General features: G+C 44.3%; 16 protein-coding genes. 5 read left to right on the top strand and 11 right to left on the bottom strand.

What is annotated here, in order from left to right; genetic code table 11:
• Positions 1-112 precede the first annotated feature (112 nt).
• The 5 genes from HYN43_RS06200 to HYN43_RS06180 all read right to left on the bottom strand — a co-directional run bounded on the left by HYN43_RS06200 (position 113) and on the right by HYN43_RS06180 (position 11035).
• Complete coding sequence (locus HYN43_RS06200) at positions 113-3685, bottom strand: VCBS repeat-containing protein (RefSeq protein ID WP_119408621.1); 3573 nt, start codon at positions 3683-3685, stop codon at positions 113-115.
• A gap of 92 nt (positions 3686-3777) precedes the next feature.
• The gene (locus HYN43_RS06195; protein WP_119408620.1) at positions 3778-5517 is read right to left on the bottom strand and encodes a RagB/SusD family nutrient uptake outer membrane protein; all 1740 of its coding nucleotides are present in this window, start codon (positions 5515-5517) and stop codon (positions 3778-3780) included.
• A gap of 26 nt (positions 5518-5543) precedes the next feature.
• Positions 5544-8744: a SusC/RagA family TonB-linked outer membrane protein gene (locus HYN43_RS06190; protein ID WP_119408619.1), complete on the bottom strand. Its 3201-nt coding sequence runs from the start codon at positions 8742-8744 to the stop codon at positions 5544-5546.
• A gap of 413 nt (positions 8745-9157) precedes the next feature.
• Positions 9158-10444: an esterase-like activity of phytase family protein gene (locus tag HYN43_RS06185; RefSeq protein ID WP_119408618.1), complete on the bottom strand. Its 1287-nt coding sequence runs from the start codon at positions 10442-10444 to the stop codon at positions 9158-9160.
• A gap of 132 nt (positions 10445-10576) precedes the next feature.
• Entirely contained in the window at positions 10577-11035 is a 459-nt protein-coding gene (locus tag HYN43_RS06180; protein WP_119408617.1) for a hypothetical protein, read from the bottom strand.
• Positions 11036-11165: 130 nt separating this feature from the next.
• Here HYN43_RS06180 and HYN43_RS06175 point away from each other — a divergent pair, with 130 nt between their 5' ends.
• Both HYN43_RS06175 and HYN43_RS06170 read left to right on the top strand, forming a co-directional pair.
• A complete protein-coding gene (locus HYN43_RS06175; protein WP_245447170.1) occupies positions 11166-12725 on the top strand; it encodes a M20/M25/M40 family metallo-hydrolase in 1560 nt (519 codons plus the stop codon).
• Between the two features lie 281 nt (positions 12726-13006).
• Positions 13007-14134 carry an alginate lyase family protein gene (locus HYN43_RS06170; protein ID WP_119408616.1) on the top strand — a complete coding sequence of 376 codons (1128 nt, stop codon included), beginning with the start codon at positions 13007-13009 and terminating at the stop codon, positions 14132-14134.
• A gap of 57 nt (positions 14135-14191) precedes the next feature.
• On the opposite strand, the gene HYN43_RS06165 is transcribed toward HYN43_RS06170, so the two are convergent.
• The 3 genes from HYN43_RS06165 to msrA all read right to left on the bottom strand — a co-directional run bounded on the left by HYN43_RS06165 (position 14192) and on the right by msrA (position 16474).
• Positions 14192-15220 (bottom strand): class I fructose-bisphosphate aldolase, encoded by a 1029-nt coding sequence (locus HYN43_RS06165; RefSeq protein WP_119408615.1) that lies wholly within the window; start codon positions 15218-15220, stop codon positions 14192-14194.
• A 127-nt stretch (positions 15221-15347) separates the two neighbouring features.
• On the bottom strand, positions 15348-15866 hold the full coding sequence (gene msrB, locus HYN43_RS06160; RefSeq protein ID WP_119408614.1) for a peptide-methionine (R)-S-oxide reductase MsrB: 519 nt from the start codon (positions 15864-15866) through the stop codon (positions 15348-15350).
• Positions 15866-16474, bottom strand: coding sequence for a peptide-methionine (S)-S-oxide reductase MsrA (msrA, locus tag HYN43_RS06155; protein ID WP_119408613.1), 609 nt, complete (start codon positions 16472-16474; stop codon positions 15866-15868). Before msrA ends, msrB begins: the two co-directional genes overlap by 1 nt.
• A 150-nt stretch (positions 16475-16624) precedes the next feature.
• On the opposite strand from msrA, the gene HYN43_RS06150 reads away from it, so the two are divergent.
• The 3 genes from HYN43_RS06150 (at position 16625) to HYN43_RS06140 (ending at position 17807) form a co-directional block, all read left to right on the top strand.
• The gene (locus HYN43_RS06150; RefSeq protein WP_119408612.1) at positions 16625-17179 is read left to right on the top strand and encodes a DUF1543 domain-containing protein; all 555 of its coding nucleotides are present in this window, start codon (positions 16625-16627) and stop codon (positions 17177-17179) included.
• A 110-nt stretch (positions 17180-17289) separates the two neighbouring features.
• Positions 17290-17472: a hypothetical protein gene (locus tag HYN43_RS06145; RefSeq protein ID WP_119408611.1), complete on the top strand. Its 183-nt coding sequence runs from the start codon at positions 17290-17292 to the stop codon at positions 17470-17472.
• A gap of 131 nt (positions 17473-17603) precedes the next feature.
• Positions 17604-17807 (top strand): hypothetical protein, encoded by a 204-nt coding sequence (locus HYN43_RS06140; RefSeq protein WP_119408610.1) that lies wholly within the window; start codon positions 17604-17606, stop codon positions 17805-17807.
• A 123-nt stretch (positions 17808-17930) separates the two neighbouring features.
• Here the strand turns inward: HYN43_RS06140 and ligD are convergent, their stop codons facing one another.
• The 3 genes from ligD to HYN43_RS06125 all read right to left on the bottom strand — a co-directional run bounded on the left by ligD (position 17931) and on the right by HYN43_RS06125 (position 22245).
• Positions 17931-20657, bottom strand: coding sequence for a DNA ligase D (gene ligD / locus HYN43_RS06135; RefSeq protein ID WP_119408609.1), 2727 nt, complete (start codon positions 20655-20657; stop codon positions 17931-17933).
• Positions 20658-20666: 9 nt separating this feature from the next.
• Positions 20667-20840, bottom strand: coding sequence for a DUF3606 domain-containing protein (locus tag HYN43_RS06130; RefSeq protein WP_119408608.1), 174 nt, complete (start codon positions 20838-20840; stop codon positions 20667-20669).
• 472 nt (positions 20841-21312) lie between these two features.
• Positions 21313-22245, bottom strand: a complete 933-nt coding sequence (locus HYN43_RS06125) for an alpha/beta fold hydrolase (RefSeq protein ID WP_205589884.1) — start codon at positions 22243-22245, stop codon at positions 21313-21315.
• Between the last annotated feature and the right edge of the window lie 44 nt (positions 22246-22289).

The following is a 22289-nucleotide window of genomic DNA, read 5'->3' as shown; positions in this document are numbered from 1 at the left end:
CGAGATACTGTCAACCTTACAATTGCATGCAATATAATAATTTTTCGCAATCGATTGTGAATAATGTATAATCAATAATTGGTAGGATTTTATCAGATTTTTAAGGCAACACTTAGTTCAGCACCCGCTTCTTCCCTTTATCATCAAACACAGTTACACTTTGCACGGCATCAGTCATCTCAACAAATCGTGCCGATTGCGAAAGGAACGACGAACCGAAATAAAATTCCTGCTTTAAGGTTTTACCGTTTTTATACCTGATCAAAGCGTAAACATCGTTAGGGTTAACCGGGATAGTTTTATTATTTATAGCGGGTTTAAATAGCTTCAGCACATCGTTATGCTGGCTGGCAGCTAATAATGGATGTCCGTTTTTATCTCGCATTTTTACCAGGGCCTTACCGTCGCCCGGGATATAGATACCGCTTTGCAGGATGCTTAACGGCTTAAAACCGCCTTTACCATCGCCCTTTAACATTAAGCCGTTCAGTGCGTCGTAACGGCCAATGGTTGCATCGCTGCCAAAATCGTTGCCGTTAATTACCACATCAAGGTTTCCGTCGCCGTCAAAGTCACCGGTTTCCATACCATTCAGTACAGATACCTGTGTTTCAACAGGCAAGGGGATCATGGTAAATTTACCATTGCCCTCATTGCGTAAAAAACAGGACTGCAATGTATTGGCCTTTAAGCGTAAAGCTCCTTCTTTTTGCTCGGGCGAGAGTAATTCATCCATCGTAGCCGAGGCATAGGAGCGGAAATTGGTAAACTTTTTTTTCATGCTGATCATCTGCTTCAGCAGATCATCGCGGCCATATAACGGAAAATCTTTTTTATCGCCGTTGGCATCGGGCAAAAACACGGAGGGTATAGCGGTATAGTTGCCATTTTTATCAAAGTCTCCGGCAATAATGGATACCGGTTGTAACTCATTAGCTTTAATCAAGCTATTTTCGCCCAAATTGCCCACAATATAATCTGTGCGGCCGGTATGTCTGAAATCGCCGGCCACTACCGAACTCCACCATCCCGATTTATTAACCAGGCCCGATTGTGGGGTGGTATTGACAAACCGGCCATGCTCGTTTTTCAAAAAAGTTACAGGCATCCATTCGCCTGCCATAACCAGGTCGGGCCAGCCATCGTTATCATAATCTGTAAAAATAGCGTCGCAAACCATGCCTACATTTTTAAGCGCAGGGGCTACACTTGCTGTTACATCAGTAAATTTAGCGTGACCATTTTCACTATCGTTCCTAAAAACGAAGCTCGAAACCGGGTTAGGGTATTTCCAGGGTGCTACCCTACCCGATACAAACAGGTCCAGCTTGCCATCCTTATTATAATCGCAGGCCCTTACGCAAAGCTTACTGGTATTATTAATGGGCAAGGCATCCGCAGTTAAAGTAAAATTGCCTTTACCATCATTAATATATAGCCTGTCCTGGTATTCAGGACTGTTTTCGGCTGCCTCGTAACCAGCGCCGGTGGCGTATAAATCAAGCTTGCCATCGCCATTGGCATCAAACAGTAACAAACCGCCGTCTCTGAAACTATGAGCCGCATTATTGTTGCCCGTAAGTAAATCGCGTCGTTTAAACTTACCGTCGGGCATCTGGAAAAAAATCTGTGCCTGGTCGTATGCAGTGCCGCCAATAACCAAATCGTCAAAACCGTTACCATCGATATCCCCCACAGCCAGGGCCGGGTTATATTCGGATAGTTTGTGCGGCAGTAATTTCTGGATATTAAAATCGATAAAACTGCTGCCTTTGTGCGTGTAATGCAAGCCGATAGAATCGGTTACTTCTTTAAAAACAGCTTTTGGAACGGTGGCCTGGTGGTTAAAAATATAGTGTTCATTAGCATCAACTATTTTAATGTTAATGCGCTGATCTGCTTTTACATTACTTAGTTTTTGCATCCTCCCATCGGGCCACTTCACTACAACCGAATCAACCTGCGTTACCTTGCCTAAACCAAAATGAGCAAGATCCTGCACCGTTGAAATGTAGCCGCGGTAAGGATTATTTTCGTAGATCTGCCTCTTGCCTTTATCATAAAAAATCTCGGCAATTGCGCCAAAACCATTTACATTTTGCTTTTCGCCGGTAAAACTGATTTGCAGGTAATGCGTGGCGCTGTTACTCTCTTTATCATCGCGTGAGGTATTGCGGTACACCAGGGCTTCATCATTAATATTGTTCACTACCATATCCATAGCGCCGTCGTTATCCAGATCAACGTATACCGCCCCGTTCGAGAATGTAGGCAAACCCAGTCCCCAGGCTTTACTAACATCGCTAAATGTGAGGTTGCCGTTATTTATAAAGGCATAGTTATGCAATTTGATCTCTGGAATCTGTTCCAGCACTTTTTGCTTGGATGTAACAGCGTAGGCCTGCTCGCGGTAGGTCATAAAATCGCGGTCGGATACATCCTTCGGGAAACCGTTGGTTACTATCATATCGCGGTAGCCATCGTTATTAAAATCGATGATAAGGGGCGTCCAGCTCCAGTCGGTTTGGGCTACACCGCTTAAAAAACCTATTTCGCTAAAGGCGGGCATGCCGATGCTGTCATTTTGGCCCAATCGCGGTCCTTGGTTTAGCTGTAGGGTATTACGTACATATTGATACTGGGTACCGTAATGATCAAAGCTTTGATAGGTTTGATAACTGTTTGGGCCGAGGATCATCTTTTTGCGATAGTTATCCTCAGGGTTCATGTCCAGCTCAACTACGTCGGGCAGGCCATCGTTGTTAATATCCACCACATCCTGTCCCATGGCGTTGTAGGCGGTATGCTTAAAGTATTCTTTGGTGCGATTGGTAAACGTACCGTCATGATTGTTGATATACAGGATGTTATTTGAAATAAAATCATCCGATACATAAATGTCTTTCCACCCGTCGTTATTAAAATCGACTGTTGTGGCGGCGTGGCCGTAACCATCAAGATTGATGCCTGCCTTTACCGATACATCATGAAATACGCCGTGTTTTAGCGTAGCATCCCAGTCGTTACGATACAACCTGCCCCGGCTATGGTTAGCGGTATAGTTTGCCGAGCCAAACAGGTTAGGATTGTAGCTGGCGGTAGCACTGTTTACGGTAAGGTACATATCCAGGTCGCCATCATTATCATAATCAAAAAACGAGGCCATGGTTGATTGTGCACCGGCTTCCAAACCGTATTGCGCTGCTTCATTTTTAAAGTGCGGAATGCCGTTTTTATCCTTTCCCTTATTAATGTACAGTATATTGCGCCGTTTAAGCGAATCGGGATTGATGGTATTGCAAACATAAATATCGGGCAGTCCATCGTTATTAATGTCAACTACGGCAACACCTCTGCTCCACCGCCCGGCTCCGTTTACGCCGGCCTCATCGGTAATGTCATCAAACTTAAAATCGCCTTTATTGAGGTAGAGTTTGCTCGATACCATATTGCCGGTAAAGTAGAGGTCGGGCAAACCATCGCCATTAAAATCGCCCACCCCTACGCCGCCGCCGTTGTAAATATTCACCAGATCGAGCGGATTGATGGAATCATTTTCGATGATCTCATTTTTAAAATGGATGCCCGAATGCGATGAGGAAACCTGCTGAAAAAGGGTGGCTTTTTTGCAGGAGAACACTGCAGATAAACACAGGGCGATAAAGGCGTATAAAAGTTTCTTCATCAATTTAGGGCGGTTTATTTTTTAAAGATAATCATTAACACAAAAAAGGCTTCTCGTTAAAGAGAAAGCCTTTTTTGATAGATTTAGATATATTATTTACCGTAGGCAGGGTTTTGCGTGAGGTTTGGATTCAACCCGCGTTCCACCTGCGGAATAGGATATAGATCTCTGCCGGCAGGTAACGATGTGTTATACAAGCCATGCATTTTCAAACCATTATCCGGATCGAGCTTAGCATCGGCCGTGTTTGGGTTAACAATCATATTGGTATTATTATCAACCGTACCGTAAGCTTTTTTAATAAACTCGGCCGCTACCCCGGCCCTGCGCAAATTGTAAAACACCGAATATTCGCCCGAAAGTTCATGGCGATATTCGCTGTAAACCATTTGCAACGGATCAGTTATTGGCGTTGAGGGCGAACCATCATAGTTAGCACCATCCTGCATTACAGCAGGCGCTGTGCCGCCCCATGCACGGTCACGCACACGCTTAATAGTAGCCAGGCCTCCAGCCTGATCGCCGGTGCGGATCTGGCATTCGGCTTTATCCAATAATACTTCGGCATACCTTAACAAAATCTGGTTTTGGGCACCGAAAATTGTTGAGTTACCCGAGTTTGCATCAAGGTTAGGATCGCGCCACATTTTTGCGCAATAGAAACCGGTGCGCAAGCCGTCGCCGTCCGACCCGTACCATGGGTTGGCATGCGTACCGCAGGTATTGATAATTTTACCATCATCACCGGTGTATTTTGCTTTAATTTTAGGATCGGAATTGGCGAAACCGCCAACCACCAACGGATATACTTTAATACCACCGCGACCGATAATGCCGGGGCTGATATTCTGATCGCCGGGACCTATAACGGTTGCCTGTTTACGTTTATCACCCGCCTGGAATGAATAATACAAGCCGGGATTAGCATAATCATAACCAAAGTTCGATACCTCTTCGGGCCATCCAAAATCTGAAATCCAGGCTACCTCGTTACCCGCGCCCCAGCTTTGGGTACCGGCCACTTCAAACTGCACCTCAAATACCGATTCAACACTATTTTGATGATCGTACTCGTTAACATCAATAAAGTTTGGTAACAAGGCATAGTGGCTATCCATCTGGTTAAAGTTGGCCAGCGCACCTGCATAATCTTTAAGCCACATCTGGGCAGCGCCCTGGTAAGCTAAGGCTGCGCCTTTGGTAGCCCTGCCCAGTTCAGAAGCAGGCAAATCTTCGCGCCATGGCAGCAGGGTGGCAGCCTGTTTGGTATCGGCAACAACCTGTTTAAACACATCATCCTGCGAACTGCGTGGGGTTAAACCATCGGTAGTTGTTTTTAATTCGAGCGGCACGCCGCCAAAGCTTCCGGCAAGGTAATAATAGGTCATGCCGCGTAAAAAGTAGGCTTCGCCAAGTAGGCGATCGCCCAGGGCTGCATCCAAAATACCTTTAGCCTTCATTTCGGGGATGATCTCAATGGCCGAGTTTGCCCTTGCTATACCTACATAAGCCCTTTGCCAAAAAGTACGGATTGGCCCGAAATCGGTAGGGATGGCGAAATAGTTGTAAAAACGGTCGTTACCCCAGTTAAAAAAATCGTGCGTTTGAAAGTTGGCATAATACCAGATCGATTTTTTTAACAGATCGGCATTCTGATAGGTATCATAAATGGAGTTAACCAGCGCTATACCGTCCGATGCCTTTTTAAAGTAAGCATCCTTATTAAGCTGGGTATAATTGGTTTGGTCCAGAAAGTTTTTCTTACAGCTCAGGGGTACCAACAGGGTAGCACCAAGGGCCATTAACGTGATATATTTTTTATTGATTTTCATTTCTTTACTGTTTTATCTCTGCCTGATTAAAAAGTCACATTTAAACCAAGGGTGTAAAATTTAGATGTAGGATAGTTGCCTGCATCAATACCCGAAGCCGTAGCATTACCACTGGATACACCAATTTCAGGATCAAGACCTTTGTAACCGGTAATAGTGAACAGGTTTTGGGTTGAGAAATAGATCCTCACTTTTGACAGCGTTAACCGTTTAGCCAGATCTGATGGTAAAGAGTAACCGAAGGTTAAGTTTCTTAAACGCAGGTAGCTTCCGTTTTCAACATATACACTTGATGGTACGTTATTGGCGCTGGTATCATCATTATAAGTAAGCCTGGCGTAACGGTTTGATGGGTTGCTTGATGTCCAGTGGTTAACATAGTAGTCATAACCAACGTTTTCCACACCAACAAAACCAGGTGCCTGGAAGCTTTCGAGGTTGCGTTGCTGATAGTTTAGGATTTTGTTACCGTACGAACCATAGAAATAGGCGTTAATATCAAAAGCCTTGTACGAAAAATCGAGGTTTAAACCACCGTAAAATTTCGGGATCGGGCTGCCAAGGCTTGTCCTGTCTGATGGGGTTACCTGGCCATCGCCGTTAGTATCAGCATAATAGCGGTCGCCCGGCTGGGTTACGCTTTTCCAATAATATGGGTTGCTCGGAAATTTAGCAGCTGCAGCCGCATTTAACGCATTGATTTGCGCCTGCGACTGGAAAATACCTAATGATTTGTATCCGAAAAACTCGCCCACCGGCTGGCCGATATTGGTTTCGCTGAACTGGCCCCAACCGTTGGCGTTTAAGCCTGTTACCGTAGTTAGGTTATCAATAAATGTTAAGCTTTTATTGATGCTCACCAGCTTATTTTTAACGGTTGAAAATGTTAAACCGATGCCATACCTGAACTCCTTTGAGCTGTGGTTGTAGTTTACAGCAAACTCCAAACCTTTGTTATTGATTTCGCCAACGTTTTGCGCCAGGTTTTGGCTGAAACCGGTTTGTGATGATACAGGCAGGTTCAATAAAAAGTCTTTCGAGCGCCTGTTGTAATAATCAAAGGTAAAGGTAAGGTCGCCGTTCAGGAAGGCAGCGTCTAAACCTATGTCTGTTTGGTAATCAGTTTCCCAGCGTAAATTATTATTCGCCGGCTGTGTTGGTGCCAGACCTGGTTGATAAATTGCACCATCTGCCCCGTTTTTGCCAAAGGGATAACCCACGTTTGTACCGGTAGTAGCAGCACCACCCGATGAGTACAAGGCATCGTATTGGAACAGCGGGATAGAACCCTGGTTACCAACCTCACCATAACCGCCTCTTACCTTCAAATCAGAGATCCAGTTGACATCTTTCAGGAAAGATTCTTCTTTAATTTTCCAGGCTACCGAACCCGAAGGGAATACGCCATACTGGTGTCCCTGTGCAAATTTTGATGAACCGTCGCGCCTAACGGTACCGGTTACAATATACTTGTCGGCGTATTTGTAACTTAACCTGCCAAACTGCGAGGCAAATGTTGTGGTGTATTCACTGCCGGTAACTACCAGATCATTAACCTGGGCCAGATCGCGCAGCGCATTATTGATCAGTTTATCGCCGGTACCGGTCATGTAACGATAAGTGTTTGACTGGGCCGAAACACCGCCTACAAAATTGATGGTATGCTTACCAAAAGTTTTATCGTACGAGATGGTGTTTTCCCAAAGCCACTCGAAGGTATTATTGGCGCTTTGCGAGTAAACCGAGTTTTGGTTAGCACCGCTCAGGCCATATTGCTCCTGCCAGCGCAAATCCTCGGGCTGAAAATAGTGACCCGAATAATCACTTACGTTTACACCCGCATTGGTTTTAATTTTTAACCCGGGGATAATCGTTGCTTCGAGCGAGCTGTTGGCCAAAAAGTAGTTATTCAGGTTTTTGTAATCGTTTTGTTCGATAGTGTACAATGGATTACCCCAGCTTTTGGTGTAGATGTTCACCGGGTTATAAAAACCGTAGTTCCCTTTGTTATCCTTTATCTGGTTGGTTAATTTGTTGCCGCCATCTAATGTTGGGATTAGCTGGGTTAACTGCTGTAACGAACCCGAACCAAAAGGATTGTTTTGATCCTGCCTTGAGTATTTGGCGCTGCTTGATGATTTTAACCATTTAGCTACGCTATAATCAATATTCATACCCAGGTTTAGCCTTTTAAAGTACGAGCCTAATACAATGCCCTTTTGATCGTAATAACCAACCGAAAAAGCCGACTGAATTTTTTCATTACCACCGCGGATAGCCAGGTTATAATTTTGTTTTGAGCCGGTGCGGTAAACAGCATCCTGCCAATCAACATTGGTAAGCGCCGATGGATTTGCCCACTCAGGTAATTCGGTAAAATTACCTTCCGACGCGTGATCTTCATTGGCCAACGTAGCCCATTGCTGTGCGTTAAGTACGTGATATTTTTTAGGCTTTGATTGCAGCGAGCCGTATGCATCTATCGATATCTGCACGCCGCCGTCTTTACGTCCTTTTTTTGTGGTGATGATTACAACGCCGTTAGCAGCCCTTACACCATAAATGGCCGTGGCCGAAGCATCTTTCAAAACATCGATGCTGGCAATATCGCTCGGGTTGATATTGTTAAGGCCGCCGGTAATGGGATAACCGTCAACCACATACAGCGGTTCGTTACCGTTGGATGCCAAACTACCAACACCCCTGATCAGTACGCTTACACTTGCGCCCGGCGCACCATCATTATTGGTAACCTGCACACCCGATGCGCGGCCTTGCAAAGCCTGGTCTACACTGGTAACCGGCACCTTGGCAATCTGCTCGGCAGTTACCGAACTCACGGCGCCTGTTAAATCTTTACGTTTGGCAGTGCCGTAACCTACAACCACAACTTCGGTTAACGCCTTGTTATCGGGTGCTAAAGATACATTGATGGTTGAACGGCCGCTCACCGGTACTTCCTGGCTGTTATAGCCTACAAAGCTGAAAATAAGGGTTTCGTTATTGCCAACGGTTATTGAATAAGTACCGTCGGTTTTTGAACCGGCGGCCTGTGTACTGCCTTTTACCCTGATGGTAACACCGGGCAAGGGCAGGCCATTGTCTGCACTGGTAACCTTGCCGGTTACCAGCTTAGTTTGGGCCTGGGCCGCCAAACTTATCAGCATAAATGATAAGCCGGTACAGATCAAAGCCACCACTTTTTTGATGCGTAGTTTTCCTCTCATACGTTTTACTTTAAATTGTTAATTGGTTTTCACTAAAGTCACTTTTTAACACTTTATAGTACGGTGACTTTGGCACAGGTAAAACTAACCGGGGTTAACAATCGATTGTAATACAATATGAGTTACTTTTTGTACGAATTTAACAACATTAAAAAAAGTAAATTCTATTTTTTAAATATTTGTAAATCAATTATTTAAAAATAAAAAACACACAATAAAGTCAATAAAAAACTACTGTTCCGATAAAATAATACAGGCTAATGTTAAATTTTAACTACACAATAAATGTTACTTTAACAATAAAACGAACATATTATTAAAAAGAAAATTTTTTAAAGTATATGCCTGTAAACAAGCAAAGCCCCCTGGTATACAAGGAGCTTTGCTTGCTTATCAGAAATTGGGCGTTAGTACTATTTTAGCCTGACAAAATAGATCCGGTTGCGATCAACCGAGTTGGTGGCAGGTAATATTTTTGTCGCGAAACCATTCGCACCATTGTCAACCACGCCAAAATCATCATCGTTTGAGATGGCCAGGATATTACCCGGCAACAGGGTTAAACCTTCGGCTTTATCATGCGGATAAACAGGTTTAATATCGGTTAACAGATCAAGCACCTGTGTTTTTGTAACAGGCACAATACCTGCCGACTGCAGGCCGGTAATATCATTTAATTCTTCAACAGTTTTGCCGCCGTATTTTTTACCGTTGGCACCATTATCCGGGTCTGAGATATCGGTAGCATTGCTGATATCAATTTTAAATACTTTTTTAAACATTGCCGGACTGGTTGCTGAACCTGCGAAGTTACCATCACGCTCAACCGTTAAAAATGTGGTGGCGGTTACAGCGGTGATATCACTAACACCTGTTAACGATTTATCGTTCATTAAATAAACATACTGTTTGGTATTACCGGTTGCGATATCAAAAGTAAGGATGCGCAACACGGTTGAATTGCTTACGGCTGATTTTGAAGGGTTATACATCGGCGATTGCATCATGCCTACCAATGTTTTGCCATCCGGCGTAATAGCCAAACCTTCCATACCACGGTTAGCGCGGCGGGTTGCAAATACAGCGGGAATTTTACGGCCGCCGGTGCCAGTACCAAAAGGATTGATACGCTCGATGGTTTTACCTGTGGCATCAAAGTGAACTATATGCGGACCGTACTCATCGCTCACCCAAAAACCGCCCTTGCCGTCAAGCGCCAAACCTTCCGAATCGATGCCATCTGCACTCGGGGTTAGCTGGTTACCGGCCAGGTCATAAGCAATTTCGCCCGATGCACCCATGCCGGCCGGGTTTGGCAGACCGTTTAACTGTTGCCCGGCAGCATTTTTTAGTTCGATAGTTTGCTCGAGGACAAGTTTATTATCTTTTAATCTGAATTTACCTATCTGCGGATCAAAATCGGGTTTGCCGATGACGATGGAGTTAGCCGGTACTCCGGCCACGTTCGAACCGCGGTCGGTTAACAGGTAAAACACGTCTTTCTCTTTCGGATCGGCTGCAACAGCCGAGCCAAAGCCCCCGTTGTACACATTTACGCCACCCGTTGTAGTAAAAAGGATAGCCGGATTTGCAGCCTCGGCCATATCCGGATAGGTGAATGGTTGTATTTTATGATCGTCGTGACAGGAAGAAAGCATCACGGCCGAAACCGCGATAGCGCCGAGAAATTGTTTTTTCATGGTAATTTGTTACAGGTTAGTTTTTGCAAAAGAACCGGCGGCGTGTAAACCTAATGTTAATTCCAGAATAACAATTTAACTTAAACACACAATTTTAAAACCCAGCAAACAAATCAGCTACATCAACTTAACTTACTGTTTCCACTCCTTTAAACTTTCATCAGGCTGCGATTCATAAAGTTTCCTGGTTGCACTATCAATAAAAACCCAGCTATCCGAGGCAAAAACAACACCATCGCCATTGTTATAATCATGGCCAACGTTGTAAACAAAGTATTTTGATTTGCCCATCGGTCGTACACTATCAAAAAGCCATTCTTCGTGTATTGACGTATCGGCCACGGCCATAGTTATTAATTTGTTGTGCGAGCTTTTAAGATATGCTGTCAATAACGAATCAGTCCAGCCATTATCCGGAGGGCTATCAGCATCATCAATAATTACAGGCCCGGCTTCTTTCAAATTTTGGGTGGTATCTGCTTTTTGTATAATCGCGGCGGTATCTGCCTGTTTCGTATTTATAGGTTTTGCTGTTTGCCTGCAGCTCATCAGCAGCAATAATAAACCAATGGGCAACAAATGAATTTTCATGACAAGGTGCTTAATATTTTACGATAGCAAAGTAAGTACTTATTAAAAACATTGCAATAATTATGTTACTTATAAATATCAATCCGGATAAAACGTATTACCTCGCCCGCTTTTTCATAATTTAGGCTTTATGAAACAATTTTACTCTCCTACCTGCAGCCTTATTGGTAAGGCAAGGCCATTTGTTTTAGGCATGCTGCTTTACGGCAGCATGGCCTCGGCCCAATCAAGCAACCCGGTTATTAATAATATCATGCGCGAGGAAACCAGTAACTCCCAATTGGAAAAGCTGGCGCACGAACTTTTTGATGGCATTGGGCCGCGTTTGGTTGGTACACCGCAAATGAAACAGGCTAATGACTGGGCCGTAGCCAAATACAAAAGCTGGGACATAGAAGCCAAAAACGAAAAATGGGGCGAATGGCGTGGATGGGAACGCGGCGTATCGCATATTGACATGATATCGCCAAGGGTAAAATCGCTTGAAGGCACCCAACTGGCCTGGAGCCCGGGCATGGGTAAAAAAACCACCACTGCGGAGATTGTGATCATACCTGATCTGGCCGATTCGGCAGCCTTTCAGCAATGGCTGCCTAATGTAAAAGGTAAATTTGTAATGATCTCGATGTGCCAGCCCACCGGCAGGCCCGACTATAACTGGCAGGAATTTGCGCTGAAAGAATCATTCGATAAAATGAAAGCCGAGCGTACCGCCCAAACTGATGCCTGGAAAAAACGCATCAGCAAAACAGGGTTCACTACCCGCACCTTGCCCGTTGCTTTAGAAAATGCCGGCGCAGTAGGCATTTTAACCAATAACTGGTCGGCGGGTTTTGGGGTTGATAAGATTTTTTCGGCCTATACCAAAAAAGTGCCTACAGTTGATATAGCTTTAGAGGACTACGGTATGCTTTACCGTTTGGTGGAAGGCGGCGATAAACCGGTGATCAGCATTCATTGCGAATCGAAAGAGCTGGGTGTTGTACCAACATTTAATACCATTGCCGAAATTAAAGGCAGCGAAAAACCAAATGAATACGTAATGCTAAGCGCCCACTTCGACTCGTGGGATGGCGGTACCGGCGCTACCGATAACGGTACAGGTACTTTGACTATGATGGAGGCGATGCGTTTATTGAAAAAATTCTACCCTCATCCAAAACGTACCATTTTAGTTGGCCACTGGGGTAGCGAAGAAGAAGGCCTGAATGGTTCGCGCGCTTTTGTTGAAGATCATCCCGAAATTGTTGCAAACCTGCAGGCCCTGTTTAACCAGGATAACGGTACCGGCCGCGTGGTTAACCTGAGCGGGCAGGGTTATGTTGAGGCTAAAGATTATTTAACAAGATGGCTTAATGCCGTGCCAGATACTATTAAAAACAGGATCAAAACCGTATTCCCGGGCCAACCGGGCGGCGGCGGCTCAGACTTTGCTTCGTTTGTAGCTGTAGGTGCTCCGGGCTTTTCGCTGAGTTCGCTCAACTGGAGTTACGGATCATATACCTGGCACACCAACCGCGATACCTATGATAAAGTGGTGTTTGATGACTTGAAAAACAACGCCATTTTAGCGGCTATTTTAGCTTATATGGCAAGCGAGGATCCGGCTAAAACCGTTAATACCAAAACCGAGGGGGTTAAGTGGCCGGCGCAGGTAAAGGCTACCAGGCGGGGCGGATTGGATAAGTAAGTTCATTCCCAATAAATTCAAGCGGGGATTGTGCTATTTTTTTTGAAAAAATGTCATTTCGATAGAGCAGCGGTGGACTGAGTGCGGAGGCGAAAGAGAAATCTTATACGCGAGACAGGGCCACTATGCAAGGCTCGAAGCTGGGCGTACAAGATTTCTCCTCACCCGTCCGCTCTATTGCCCTCGCAGTTCGTCGAAATGACATTTGTTTTATTTAACCAAACCGCTTAACAAGAAGTTTTAATACAACAACTTCCACCAACAATCACTAAATAGACCTAATGAAGACCCAAACCAGGTTTTTAACCACTCTCCTGCTATCATTATCCGTATTTTGCATAAATGTAAAAGCCTCAATAACAGATAGCACAGGAACACCCCCCTCCCCTAAAACCAAATTTATACACCCCGGCATCCTAAATACCAGATCAAGCTTAAACCAGATTGCCGCAGAACTCAAAGCCGGCGATACCATGCGCACCGCCGCCTATCAAAAGGTTCTCGATTTTATCAAAGATCATGAATACCCCACCACCTTCCCTGCCACGATAGTTGTAGGATCGAACGGGGCCACATCGCCATCAAAAACCCAGATCAGGAAAGATTGTGAATTGGTTTATGCTTACGCACTGGCCTGGGCCAATACAGGCGATACCGGTTATGCAAAAAAAGCCATCGGCCTGCTTAATGGCTGGGCTTACGCGTTTAAGGATTACGGCCTGCTCCCCGGAAAAACCAATGCCAAACAGCCTTCACTCGAAGCCTCATGGACAACGCCCAGCTTTGTAGCCGCTGCCGAGATCATCAGGCATTACAAGGTAAAGGGAAAATCAGCCGGCTGGGCCGCTGCAGATATTGAGCGGTTTGGCAAGTACCTAATCAACGTAAAAGATAACTACATCAATGTTATCCCCGATTATAAAAACAACTGGGATTCATCGGCCGGTTACGCCAAAATGGCTATCGGCATTTTTTTAGATGCCGACAGCGTTTACCGGGCCGGGTACGATTTGATGGTGCGTGAGCTGCCCAATATCATTCAGCCGGATGGTACCCTGCCCGAGCTTTGTGTACGTAAGGATTGTGTGCATTATCAATACTCGCTAACCGCTTATGCTTATGCAGCTGCACTTGCCCGCATACAGGGTGATAACAACTTGTGGGAGCTCAGCTCAAAAAACATTAGCCTGGGTTATGATTTTATGCGCAAAGCATTTGAGCGGAAAACGGGCTGTGATTATTGCGACTTAAACAGCCGGATTTTTCCCGGAGTTGAAGTAGCTTATGGTTACTATAAAACTGAAAATCTGAAATATCTGCGGGCTTTGCAGGCTCCGCTTGGTGTACCAATCGATAATACCTTTTTAGGTTTTACTACCTATACGCATTTTGGTGTAAAGGGTCTTTAATCTGCCTGAAACCATAAAACAAAGAAGCCGCCTTCAAAATGAAAGCGGCTTCTTTGTTTATGCCATCTGATGCTCCAGTTGAGGTGTATATTTTCCATCTCGCGCAATGGTATTGATGTGCGCACGTTCGTATAATAGTCGCTGGGCTTCGGCAACATTCTCATCCTTGCCGTCCCATTTTTCTAAACAGGGTTGCTGTACCGCTCTTGAATATGAGAAAGTTAAAGCCCAGGGCATTTTATCCCTAAAGCGCACGTGCATGGCATTTAGCCTTTCTGAGGCCAACTCCGGCGATTGTCCTCCGGATAAAAAGGCAATACCCGGCACCGAGGCTGGCACACATCTTAAAAAGCAACTGATGGTAGCATCGGCCACCGCATCCGCGCCGTCCTGCTGCAGCGATTCGAGGCCCGGCACTATCATATTGGGTTTTAATATCATCCCCTCAAAATTAACCCTTTGCTGGTAAAGCTGATTAAATACGGTATGTAAAACCTCGTTGGTTACATCGGCACAGGTTTTAAGCGAGTGGCTGCCGTCCATCAAAACTTCGGGCTCAACAATGGGTACAATGCCTGCTTCCTGGCATATAGCAGCATAACGGGCCAGCAAAAATGCATTAGCTTTAATGCTGCCGCTTGTTGGTGTACCATTGCCAATGGTCATCACCGCGCGCCATTTAGCAAAGCGGGCACCCAATTTATAATATTCGGCAAGGCGTTTATGTAAATTATCCAACCCCTCGGTTATCTTCTCATCCGGGAAGCCATCCATACTAATGGCACCTTCATCAACTTTTATACCCGGGATAATGCCTTTTTCTTTAAGGATCTCGATAAACATTTTACCATCGGCTGTACTTTGCCTGATGGTTTCATCAAACAAAATGGCCCCGCTTATGGCTTCCTCCAGTTTGGGCGTGGTTACAATCAGTTCGCGGTATTTGCGGCGGTACTCCTCGGTTTGCGGGATATTCAGGGCAGCAAAACGTTTGTTACAGGTTGATACACTTTCGTCCATCGCTAAAAGGCCTTTGTTGCCGGCCATCATTTGCTTCGCGATATCTTTAAGGCTCTGCAGTTCCATAAGTGGTGTTATTTAGATTGATGACTAAACAACGCAAGTTAAACACACTTGTTTCAAGGCCTGTAAAACAAAAAGTCACGTTTACTTTAACGTGACTTTTTTGATATTAATTCGGTAACTAACCAATCTATTTGGCAAACCCATCGGGCACAAAATCAAGCGATACCGAGTTCATGCAAAAACGTTTATAAGTTGGCGGTGGCCCATCGTCAAAAATATGGCCGAGGTGCGAATCGCAGCGGGCACAAAGCACTTCGGTACGGCTCATGCCGTATGAATTATCCTGTTTATAAATAACACTGTTTTTGCGCACGGGCTCAAAAAAACTCGGCCAGCCGCAATCGCTGGCAAACTTGGCATCCGATCGAAATAATTTATTGCCGCAAACAGCGCAGTAATAAGTACCCTTGGTTGTTTTATCCCAATATTGTCCGGTAAATGCACGCTCGGTAGCGGCCTCCCTCGCGGTAGCATATAAAGCTGGCGGCAGAATCTTTTTCCACTCTGCGTTTGATACATTTAAATGTTTGGTATCCGTATTGGAATAGTACGGATTTTTCTCATGCCCCTTTTCGGTTTTCAGTTGCTGGGCAAATGCCCCTGTAAAACAAAGCAACAGCGCTGCTAATGCATATATCCTTTTCATTATTGCTTCAGTTTATCTTTAAATACTTTTTTAAATTTTTCTAACTCGGGCTGGATCACGTACTTACAGTAAGGTTGTTCGCCGTTTTGATTAAAGTAGTTTTGGTGGTAATCTTCGGCTTTGTAAAAAGCTTTGTACATCACCACCTGTGTTACTATCGGGTTTTTATAAGCCTTTTCGGTATTAAGCTTGCTGATATAATATTGCGCCTTTTGCTTTTGAGCAGCATTATGATAAAATATAGCCGATCGGTATTGTGTACCCACATCATTACCCTGCCTGTTTAATTGTGTAGGATCATGAGCAACAAAAAAAGCAGCCAGCAATTCATCATACGAGATTTTTGCCGGATCATAAATAATGTTGCAGGCCTCGGCATGCCCGGTGGTGCCGGTACAAACCAACTCGTAAGATGGATTGGCAACGTGGCCGCCCGAAAAGCCGGAAATTACCTTTTCGACACCCTTTAATTGCTGAAACTTGGCTTCGGTACACCAAAAGCAGCCGGTGGCAAAGGTAGCGGTATCCAGTACCTTTTTTGGTACCGACGCATAAGAGTTAAAAACAACCGCCAGTAAAACGGTTAATGAACAAATGATTTTTTTCATGTAGGAATAATAATTTTGATACGATGCGTATTCAAATCAACTAACGTAAAAAATGCAGCAGGCGTTGAACAAATTACCAATTTATAGCATTGTGATAGTAGTTTGACAAATGGCTTTGCTTTGGGCTTAACCATATAATACCTTTATCTGATGGAAAACCTGAAACTTTTTATGCTTTTATTGGGCTGCAAGCCATCCGGCCGGCATACCGAACAACATGATGTTTTTTTTGGGATAGCGGCTTCGCTTCGCGATCTGATTCCGGAAATACAGGCTTTTGGGCCCGAACCCGAAAGGATCCATATTGATGCCTGGCGCGAGGTTAATACAGTTGATGGTTATAAAGTAGAAATTAAGCCGCGCGATAACAGTATTGGGCAACACAGTAAATTATTCTTTATCAATTTGGGCGGCTATCAACCCGATAAATTTGAAGAGCAGCATTATGCCGTACTTACTGTTCAAAACGATTTCGCCTCGGCATCAAAAAACGCCAAAGAAACATACTTTTTTAAGCATAACCATTTTAATGGAGCAAACTCGCATATTGATGATAAATACGGTATTGATGTGGATGATATTTATAATGTAGAGGATATTCTCAGCGCAACGCAAAAGGCAGAATATCAGATAGTACTCATACCCAACACAGGTTTACCGGAAGACAAGATTAACCTCGGTTATTTTAAACTGAGCAGTTTATAATAACGCTTAATAAACCTGCTCAACTTATCCTTTAATGAATAATAATAACTAAAACATTTTACGGTTTTAATAATTGTATCTAAATCAATTAACCAATAAACCGTACCGTTATGAAACACGCATTCATGTTTGGGACTACCATATTTTTGAGCGAACAAAACACGCTTACCTATAGCGACGGGCTCAGCAATATTGAGTTTTTAAGGGTTTTATCATTTTATGATGACAGTAAGGGCCGTGTGCTTACAATTGATGCCAACATTACCAGCCCGGCAGGCAATGTGATAAAATAGCAGCCAACAGCAATGTCAATGGCGCTAATATTGAACTTACTGTAAAACCGGGGCGCATAAAAATATTTGAGCCCGGCCATGCCGAACCTGTTTTAGACGTTTACCAGTTCGACCCGCATGAATATGCCGGTTTGTCGAGCCATGTTTTAAACGAGATCCATGCGCAGCACCCCGATCATGTGTTAACTATTAAAGGAAACTTTAGAGTAGACGGTGCTCATTTTGTGATTGAGAATGAAAAAATGTTTATTGATCAAAATGGTTATGCCAATGGTGTGGTGAATGCGCATCATGGGGTGGTTTTATCGGCGGCCGATATTGATTTGACATCCTGATAAGTTGACCAAATATCTCCGAGCGTCATTGACGAACGAAGCAATAGCACAAATGCAGGTCCGCCCCGTATAGTTCGCGATTGCTTCGTATCTCGTAACGAAGTATTTTTTGATACTGTAGCCTTATTCAAACACCCTCTTCGCCTTCTTAATAACCTCCTCCAAGTTAATCCCTTTACCTAAAACATCTTTAAACAAGTCGCCTGTTTCCTTAAGGCGATCAATAGAATTGAAAATGGTAAAATCCTTCATGGTAAGGCCCGGTTTTACCTCATCCCAGTGCAGCGGCATCGAGACGGTAGCGCCTGGCTTCGGCCTTAGCGAATATGGTCCGGCGATAGTGGCACCCGGACGGTTCTGCAGAAAATCGAGATACATTTTACCTTTTCTGTTAGCTATCATCCGTTCCAGGCTGGTATAATCAGGGATCTGTTTATGTACGATATTCACAATCAGCCTTGCAAACATTTGCGATTGATCGTAATCATACTTAGCCGCTAATGGGATATAGATATGCATCCCGGTAGAACCCGATGTTTTACAGCATGCCGGAACATCGATAGCATCCAATACTTTTTTTACTTCCAGTGCGGCCTCAATCACCTGGTCGAAAGTGTTTTTATCCGGATCGAGGTCTATCACGCAATAATCCGGGTTATCCGGCGACTGCACGCGGCTAAACCATGGGTTCATTTCAATGCAACCCAGCGATGCCATCCAAAGCAGATATGATTCGTCCGAACCAACCAGGTATTCCTTATGTTCGCCTTCGCCGTTGGTATACGGAAAAGTTTTTGTAACCCATTCGGGCGCTTTACCTTTCACATCTTTTTGATAAAAGCTTGAACCATGAATGCCATTGGGGTACCGATTAAGCGACATGGGCCTGTCTTTCAGATAAGGCAAAATATAATCGGCTACCTGGTAGTAGTAATTAAACATATCGCGCTTCGTTACATTATCTTCGGGCCAATACACTTTACTCAGGTGGGTAAACTTCAGCTCATGCCCGCAAATTTTGCGTACCTGCGTTTCGTCGTTGGGGTTGAGTAGTGTTTTGCGGTCGGTATCTTTCACGGGCTTAATAGTTTTGGTGTGAACATCCTTTCCATCGGCCTCCGTTACAGTTTCGGCGGTATCTTTTGGGGTTTCAAGCACAACGTCTGTTGCTTTTTTATCTGTTCGCATGCCTTTAAACGAAGCCTGCCTGAATACCCCATCGCCGGTTACTTCGGCAAATGCAACTTCGGCAACCAATTGGGGCTTAAGCCAGGTTGGCTTCGCCCCTAAGCGCTGCGGCCTGAAACGCGATGGCTTATCTACGTCCGGCTCAACCTCAAAAGGGCTTTTATCAGTAATAAGCGGCTTAAACTGCGCCATCATTTCCTTTTGCAGTTTATCTGAAAAACCTGTGCCCACTTTGCCGGCATACTGTAGTTTACCTTTATCATCATAAACACCCAATACCAACGCACTAAAAGCCTTTGAGGTTCCGGCATTTTTAGTAAAGCCGGCAACAACCACCTCCTGCCGGCGATGAACCTTAATTTTAAGCCATTCTTTTGAGCGCAGATCAGAAGTATAAACACTATTGGCTTTTTTGGCGATAATGCCCTCCAGCCCTATCCTTTCGGCCGCATTGAAAAACTCGATACCGTTGGCCTTAAAAGCCTCGCTTTGACGAATCTGATCGTGAGTTTGGGGTAATATTTTTTTCAGGATAGCCTGGCGTTGTTCAAGCGGTAGGTCCATCAGGTTTTTTCCGTCGTACCAAAGGATATCGAAAACATAGTAAACCAGGTTACCATCAGCCTCGCTTCGCCAGTTTTGCAGGGCACCAAAATCGGATATGCCCTTATCGTTCAACACCACGATCTCGCCGTCAATAACCGCATTAATTTTCCAGGCTTTGAGTAGTTTATTGATGGGATAATATTTATCAAAAGGGAGGTTATTGCGGGAAACGAGTTCGGCACTGCCTTTATCATCAATAATGGCAATAGCGCGGTAACCATCCCATTTCACTTCATAAAGCCAGTCCGGGTCGTCAAAAGGTTCATCAACCAGGGTAGCCTTCATCGGTTTGATATTTTGGGGAAGTTTTGATTTGGGTGCCTTCTTTAGCAAGGCGTCAACATCAAAGCTTTCCGGCTTATCCGTGTCAATTTTTTCAGCTATTTTTTTAACCGGTTCAGTTGCTTCTTTTTTTTTATTTGTTGATTTCGCTGGCTTTTCTACATCCTCCTCGTGGCCATGCTGCCAAACCTTTTCGCTGGTTTTTTCCATTTTTTGGATGGTTTTGCCCGATAGTACAGATTTATCTTTTTTGGTGATGTCTTTTTCAGATGCAAACTCGTCGTTATGCTTTATCAGCAACCAGCCGTTTTCGCCCATGCCGTGGGTTTTAACCAGGGCGTATTCTCCCTCCAGCTTTTCGCCGTGAAGTTTTATTTTGAGCGAGCCTGATTCAAGTTGTTTCAGCAGGTGTTTTTCCTGTGCCTTTTTTCCTTTAATTGCCTCGATAGGCTCGTAAGTGCCTTCATCCCAAACTATCACAGTACCGCCGCCGTATTCCCCTTCGGGTATAATGCCCTCAAAGTTGCGGTAATCAAAGGGATGATCCTCAACCATCATGGCCAGGCGCTTGGTTTTGGGATCGGTGGAGGGGCCTTTGGGGATAGCCCAGCTTTTAAGTACGCCATCCATCTCCAGCCTGAAATCGTAATGTAGCCTTGAGGCATCGTGTTTTTGGATAACAAACATCAGGTGATTTTTATCCTTGCTCCTGCCTGCTTTGGGCTCTTTAGTTTTGCTGAAATCGCGCTTCTCTACATACTTTTCCAGGCTCATAGCTGCTTTTTATTTATTGCTTAAAAACTTGGCTACCGCTGTTGTCGAATTTCCAACAGCACGAACAGCGGTTTTCAATCTTTCGGGGCGTACGCCAAATTTATTTGCCCAATACTCAACTTCATAATTTTCGCTGGTATTGATAAGGCTTTCAGGCCAGGCAGTTTTGTTTCTGTTTTCCATATAACGGTTTTTATGATTGGTGAAAAAACAACAATCAAACCATGCACAAGGTTTTAGTATTAGTTAATAAAAATTACCAATAAAAGATTTATACCTAATCCCAGCCATCATTATTTTGTTCAGCGTAGTTTGGCATCATCATATAAATAAGCACAGCAAGGCAGGCAAGTAACACAAAGCGGGTAAATAAAAATATACACATTTCCATAGTAGCTTTTTTAGATGTTTTAATAATTTTTTATCGCTTAAGTTTATGCACTTTATATGCCATATAATTAAATTACTGATAATAAAATAATTAACAAAATAAAGCCATTAGTTAATTACCATATATCGATAATTTACGAAGGCTTTACACGATATTTAATGGTATCGGGTTTGGGCATATTGCATAAAAAGCCGGAAAGCTGTTAAAGCCTCCGGTTGTTAGATAAAATATAATTAATAAACGTTACGCTTTATAGCCAATTGTTTATTGAGCCAGAAAGAAATCGAGCAGGCCTTTTTGTACCTGGGCGGTTTGTTCCTGCACTATCCAGTGGCCCGAATCTTTAATGATAACTTCCTGCACATTATCTGCCACCAGTTTAGAGTGCGCGGCCAGGAATGAGCCGGCCAAATGATCAGATCCCATAGCCAGTAAAGGCATCGGCAGTTTGTTTTTTGCAAATTCAACGTTATCCCTGGCGTCCTGCTCAAAAGCGGCAAACCATTTAAATGCACCGGTAGTGGCGCCTGGTACCGAGTAAGCGCGGATAAACTCGGCTGTTTCGGCTTTGGTGAAAGGTTTTTTGATATATCCCACAACCGGCCAAAAATCGGTAAGGAATAAGCCTGCTTTACCTGCTACAATTTCGCCCGAGTGCGGCTGGCTGAAAAAGCCGAACCACCAGGCCTGTGCCCTTACCTGGCTCCAAACCGGCTCAATGCCGGGAAGCAAGGCATCCATTAAAGCTACTTTTTTAACTTCGGAAGGGAACTGTACCGCGTAGGCATAAGCTACCATCAGGCCTATGTCGTGCCCTGCAAGGTTAATGTTTTTATAACCTAATTTTTTGATAAGCTCGTGCAAATCAACAGCCATCGTTTTTTTATCATAACCGCCGGCCGTTTTTTCTGATTCGCCAACGCCGCGCAAATCAGGAGCTATAATGGTAAAATGTTTGGAAAGCTCGGGCAGCAGGCGGTTCCACATGTACCAGTTTTGGCCAAAACCGTGTACAAGTAATAAAGGCTCGCCTTTGCCGCCGGTTACATAGTGAATTTTCACCCCGTTTACCGTTGCATACTGGTGTTTAAAACCTGAAGGCGGATTGGCAGGTTTAACTGTGGCCATAGCATTGAATGAGAATAGGGTAATTAATATTACCAGCAGTGCGCTTATGCGCGTTTTTGTTGTTTTCATTGTTTTTGATTATTTGGGTTTTGTTTGTTGATATATGTTGTGTT

The sequence above is a fragment of the Mucilaginibacter celer genome, assembly GCF_003576455.2.
Lineage (GTDB): Bacteria > Bacteroidota > Bacteroidia > Sphingobacteriales > Sphingobacteriaceae > Mucilaginibacter > Mucilaginibacter celer.
The sequence above is the reverse complement of the archived record's forward strand: the minus strand, read 5'-3'. Positions and strand labels throughout refer to the sequence as shown.